This is a genomic window from Arenicella xantha, from assembly GCF_003315245.1.
GTDB classification, from domain to species: Bacteria; Pseudomonadota; Gammaproteobacteria; order Arenicellales; family Arenicellaceae; genus Arenicella; species Arenicella xantha.
Window position 1 is genome coordinate 1 of sequence record NZ_QNRT01000001.1, and the last position, 6,335, is coordinate 6,335.

Here is a 6,335-nt window from a genome sequence, read left to right on the forward strand (position 1 = left end):
CATCTTCCGTGCTTAATTACCTGTCTCGAGGGAGCTGCATTCTACTCATTAATGACCGCCGGTCAACTCCTTTTTGAAATTAATTTCCAAAGGCGTTTTGAGGCGTTTTCAGCTCTCTAAAAAGAGCTTCAATCGTCTTGAGGAACGCGGATTCTACGCGTTTAATTTGGCACGTCAAACACTTTCGGATTTATTTTCAGCTAATGGATTCCAGACAACTAAAGCACTCCAAACGTCGTTATTTACCAACAGGCAGACATGTCTCTTTAGAAAGAGCCCAGCTATTTAGAGCCAAAGGTGTTGCGCGCTAATTATGAAGTCACTTTTGAGTACACGCTAAGCAGCCTCTTACTACACTAGGCAACATTAGACTCGACCATAGTCGTCCTCAAATCGAACAATATCGTCTTCGCCTAAATAGCTACCGGTTTGCACTTCGATAATCTCCAGCAATTCCGTATCGCTCGGATTAGATAATGCATGCTTCGCACCTATTGGTATGTAGGTTGACTCATTCTCTAGTAGCGTCATAGTTTTATCGCCATTTAGCACTTCTGCCACACCCTGCACGACCACCCAGTGTTCAGCACGATGACGATGCAGCTGTACCGACAGTTTTGCCCTCGGCTTAACCTGTATTCGTTTGACCTGAAATCGCTCCCCCACATCTATTGAATCATACCAACCCCAAGGCCGATAGACCTTTCGATGATGCCGAGTCTGTGATCGATTAGCACTCTCTAACTGCTTGACGATTTCTTTTAAAACCTAATCACGCACTCCGTCGATAACGAAAGCACCCTATCAGGCACAAGATTAACGGCAACCGAGATACGACACCGCCAGACAATGTGATTGGAATCATGCAGCCCCAACTCGAAGGTGTGTTTGATTATTTACGAACCAGTCATAAGTTTGCTGCAAACCGGCCTCCAGTGATACAGAAGCACTCCAGCCTAGTTCACGCAATTTCGAAACATCGAGTAATTTCCTTGGAGCCCCATCCGGCTTGTCGGCATCGAAAACTAACTCCCCTTCAAAACCAACAACGGCTCGCATGGTCTCGGCGAGTTCACGAATGGTGCAGTCGATGCCGGTCCCCACATTAATATGTGTCAATCGCGGATCGGTTACTGAATCATAGCTATCTTGATCTAACCCCATAACAAAAATTGTGGCATTCGCCATATCATCCACATGCATAAACTCACGCATGGGGGAGCCAGTTCCCCATACCACAACCTGCTCATCATCAGTCAATTTAGCATTATGAAAGCGAAGCATCATGGCTGGTATAACGTGACTATTGGTTGGATGAAAGTTGTCATTTTGGCCATACAAATTAGTCGGCATCACACTACGATAGTCGACCCCATATTGCCGGTTATACGATTCACACAACTTTATGCCGGCAATCTTGGCAATTGCATAAGGTTCATTTGTGGGTTCTAAATAGCTAGTAAGCAAAGCGGACTCCGGCATCGGCTGTGGCGCCAACTTTGGATAGATACAGGACGACCCTAACAGCACCAGCTTTTTCACACCAGTGCGATACGCCGCATCCACCACATTACACTCAACCATTAAATTCTGATAAATAAATTCTGCGGGATACGTATTATTAGCGAATATACCGCCGACTTTAGCCGCTGCGTGATACACCTCATCAATAGCATTAGACGCGAAAAAATCGTTGACTGATCGCTGATCGGTTAAATCCAATTCAGCTCGACTCCGGGTCACGATGTCGACCTCATCCTGCTCTCGCAATTGCCTGATGATCGCTGAACCAACCATGCCTTGATGGCCGGCAACATAAACACGTTTACGCATTATAAGGCACTACTCGACTGGATTCGCCGCAACGAAACCATGCTTCCGCAACAATGCATCACGTTTTGCTTCTGCAACATCACTAGCAACCATTTCAGCGCACATTACGTCGACCGTAATTTGCGGCTTCCAATTAAGCTTTGACCGAGCCTTAGATGGATCACCTAGTAACGTTTCGACTTCCGCTGGACGAAAATATTTTGGGTCTACCCGAATCAAAACATCGCCTACATTAACCATTGGGGCTTTAGATTGATCCACCGACACAACGGTACCCGTCTCACTGACACCTTTGCCAGTAAACTCCAGCTCAACACCAATTGCTCGAGCCGCTAACACCACAAAATCTCGAACAGAAATTTGCTTGCCGGTCGCTATCACGAAGTCATCCGCAACCTCTTGCTGCAACATCATCCACTGCATTCGGACATAGTCTTTAGCATGCCCCCAGTCCCGCAGCGCATCCATATTACCAAGACACAAGCAAGTCTCAAGACCGTGAGCAATACGCGCTAAAGTGCGGGTTATCTTTCGAGTAACAAAAGTCCCTCCGCGACGCGGCGACTCATGATTGAACAATATTCCATTACAGGCATATATTCCGTATGACTCACGATAATTTACCGTCATCCAGTATGCATAGAGTTTAGCAACGGCATAAGGTGAACGCGGATAAAACGGAGTTTGCTCTGTCTGCGGGGTTTCTTGCACAAGACCATACAACTCAGAGGTAGCCGCTTGATAGAAGCGCGTTTTATGCTCTAACCCCAAAATTCGAATTGCTTCCAACAAGCGCAATGTTCCCAATGCGTCCACATCAGCCGTATACTCTGGCACCTCAAACGAAACCGCTACGTGACTTTGAGCAGCAAGGTTATAAATCTCATCAGGCTCTATTTCTTTGACTAAGCGTATTAAGTTCGACGCATCCGACAGATCCCCATAGTGAATCTTAAGTCTCGACGTTAACTCATCCGGACCATCACTTAAATGATCAAGTCTCTGGGTATTAAAGGAAGATGCACGCCTTTTAAGCCCATGAACCTCATACCCTTTTTCGAGCAGGAGTTCGGCTAGGTACGAGCCGTCTTGGCCTGTTATCCCAGTAATAAGAGCTTTCTTCATAGATTTAGAGTAGATAGGTTAGCCAGTGAATTCTGGATGAGACTGCGTGCAAGTGTAGCTAATCGACCGTTAAAAGACAAAACAAACACTCGCCGTATTTTAATGCAGAAAACGGCGCCATGGAGACGCCGTTTTGCTTCACGAATGTAAGTTTAAATTAGAACTCGAGACCAACTCCAACGCGATACACATTGTCCTCGCCGCCACCTTCTGACATAGATGCGCCAGCATTAATCATCACTCTAGGTGCGTCGTCTTGATCACTGTTCATTTTTAACCAATGATTAATACCTAAACCCAAAGCGGTTTGGTTTTTATATTGACCAATACCCGCGCTTAGCGTTGTTTTACCAGGCATTGAGGGCTGAATTAACGTGCCCATGGCTACCGCACCAGCAACCCCACGACGCGCCTCAGTTCTAACTTCATCTAACTGCTCGAGGTTCACCGCGTCTGTTTCAAAAATACCGCGAGATACGTTGGTAATACGACGTTCCGCCGACGCAGCACCTACAGAAACCTCATTATCACTCGAAACAGTCGAGCCAGCACCAATTGACACTGAGTTGGTGAAATTAGCCTGAGCGCCAGCGCCAATCGCAATCGCACCTTGGGCATTCGCGGTGGCGCCACTACCAATAGCGATGCCACTCGCATTTGATGCGAACGATCGAGACCCTAAAGCGACACTAGCCGACCCGCCGGCAAAAGCGTTTTCACCTAAAGCCGTGGCTGATAAAGCTGAGGCATTGGCATTCGAACCGAATGCGGATGCGGCAGTAGCCGAAACATTAGACTGTGCACCGACCGCTGTCGCTGCCTGACCATTAGCCAGCGCCTCCATACCAACAGCTGTTGCTCCTGTGCCACCTGTAGCGTGAGAGCCGTCACCAACGGCAGTGCTTGAGCGTCGGCTAGCAATCGCGCCATTACCTAGCGCTGTTGCATTGGCTTGCCGAGCAATCGTGTCGTTACCAATGGCTACGGTATTGGCCGCTAGACCGGCGGCGCCGCGACCGTCACCATTCGCATCACTACCAATCGCGATAGTTTGCGACTGCGTGGCCTGAGCACCCAAGCCAATCACAACATTATTATTGCCATTTGAACTAGCGTTAGTACCAACCACCAGACTATCGGCACCTCGAACTGAATTGTTAGAGCCGCCAACGATACTCCCTTGCACATTGTCGAGGGAGTTACCGCTGCCCACCACACTGTTATTGCTTGAATTGCCGCCAAGCTGGTTCCCTTCACCACCCACTAAGTTGTTATTAGAGTTGCCGCCTAACTCATTATTGCCACCAGCAACAATGTTGAAATCAGAGCTACCCGACAAAGTATTACCAGCGCCTGACACGGCGTTGCCATCTGAGCCATCAATAATATTATTGCCGTCACCACCAATTTGGTTGGCACCACTACCATCAATGGTATTGTTGGTTCCGGATACCGCGTTAGAGTTTGAATCAATAACCGTATTACCATCTCCGGAGATGTCATTATTTTCCGACGGGTCAACGAAGTTGTTCTGACCTGAAACACTGTTGTTATTGGAATTGTCAGTGACGGTATTATTGCTACCTGAAACCGCGTTATTATTTGAATTATCGCTAATCGCATTGCTTTCACCAGTCACGATATTGTAGTTACTTGAATTCACCACGTTAGTACCACCACTAGCAATATTCCAACCACCGGTCACCTGGTTACCGGTACCAGAAACATTGTTTCCACTCCCGTTAACAGAGTTCGACGTGCCGCTTGCAGCATTTGAGTCACCTGTCACCGAGTTATCGCTACCAGCACCAATATTATCGTCACCGACAACCGCATTCGAGCCGCCCGACAACGCGTTACGACTACCCGTCACGGCATTGCTATCACCACCGGTAATATTCGAATCACCGGTTAGGGTATTCGCACCACCGGTTACGAGATTCGCATCGCTACCACTATTTAGCGTGTTATCAAAACCACTTACGTTATTACCAAAACCGTCAGCTACGTCATTGGTTCGGCCAGTAACAGCATTGTCATCCGCGCCACTTAGCGTATTACCACTGCCGGACAACACGTTATTATCGGAATCAAGCGACGCCACGTTCTCGGTACCAGAAACCGTATTACGATCGCTATCGTCAGTTAACTCATTTCCGGAACCAGCTATTTGATTAGCATCGGAATTACTGCGAACTTCGTTTTCACTACCCGCCACCACATTGTCATCGCTGTCGTTGACAATATTCTGATTTCCTGCAACTTGGTTATCTTCAGCATCATTACGCAAGATGTTTGATTCACCAACCACACTGTTACGATTGCTATCATTTACCGTATTTGCCTCACCAGCTAGTAAGTTATCATCGGCATCGTTGTTTAAGGTATTGCCGTCGCCAGCTACCGCGTTACCGTCACTACCATTGCGGACCGAGTTGTCTTCACCAACTACGCTATTGTCATCACTGTCATTAACAACATTGTCGTTACCCGCAACTTGGTTATCTTCGGCGTCATTGCGAAGCGTGTTCGAATCTCCCGCCACATTGTTGCGACTACTGTCATTAACGGTATTATCGGCACCAGCTACTTGGTTTGCATCACTGCTATCAGCAACCACATTACTCAAGCCACCTACGGTATTCGCATTACTATTGTCGCGCACGGTATTACCGTCACCTGCGACCGTATTGCTATTTGAATCACGGACCACGTTAGTAGTACCTGCCACAGTATTACTGCTAGCGTCGCGTACTAAGTTATCGCTACCCGATACCGTGTTGTCGTCAGCATCACGAACAGTATTGCTATTGCCCGAGATTGTACTGTTGTCGCCATTACGTACGGTGTTATCAAAGCCGCTTATGGTGCTGCCGTCTGATCCTTCACGTACGGTATTAGATTCACCCGCGACGGTATTGTTGTTTGAATCTTCTCGAACCACATTTGAATCACCAGCAACCGTATTATTGTCTGACTCTTCAAGCAGGCTATTGTTAGTACCCGCAATCGTGTTATCGAACACGGTGTCCACAGTATTGAAACTCCCCGCTACTGTATTGCCCTCCGAAAGCACGACACTATTTTCAAAGCCTGTAACTTGGTTGTCGAATGCTTCGTCCAAGCTATTGCCTTGACCAGATACAGTGTTCGAGTCAGACGTTACCAGTGAGTTGCTATCACCAACAACCATATTTTGGTTACTGTCATCCAACTCATTCCCTTCGCCAGCAGTAACGTTGTCGTTACTGCCATCAACAAGCTCGTTATTGTTACCCGACACAGTATTGCCATTACTATCAAGCACAAGATTCTCGGCACCGGCAACAGTATTGGCATCACCATCTTCTACTGTGTTTGCTTCACCAGCAATAGAG

Annotated in this window: 3 protein-coding genes and 1 pseudogene; all 4 read right to left on the reverse strand. The window is 47.4% G+C overall.

Annotation, left to right across the window (positions count from 1 at the left end):
* Nucleotides 1–366 precede the first annotated feature (366 nt).
* Nucleotides 367–729 (reverse strand): annotated as a pseudogene (locus tag DFR28_RS00005) (cupin domain-containing protein); the annotation flags it as partial.
* A gap of 132 nt (nt 730–861) precedes the next feature.
* A complete protein-coding gene (fcl, locus tag DFR28_RS00010) occupies nt 862–1,833 on the reverse strand; it encodes a GDP-L-fucose synthase (RefSeq protein ID WP_113952258.1) in 972 nt (323 codons plus the stop codon).
* 9 nt (nt 1,834–1,842) lie between these two features.
* Nucleotides 1,843–2,958 (reverse strand): GDP-mannose 4,6-dehydratase, encoded by a 1,116-nt coding sequence (gene gmd, locus DFR28_RS00015; protein WP_113952259.1) that lies wholly within the window; start codon nt 2,956–2,958, stop codon nt 1,843–1,845.
* 157 nt (nt 2,959–3,115) lie between these two features.
* Nucleotides 3,116–6,335: YadA-like family protein (locus DFR28_RS00020; protein WP_211316789.1), on the reverse strand; the 3,220-nt coding region annotated here is incomplete at its 5' end.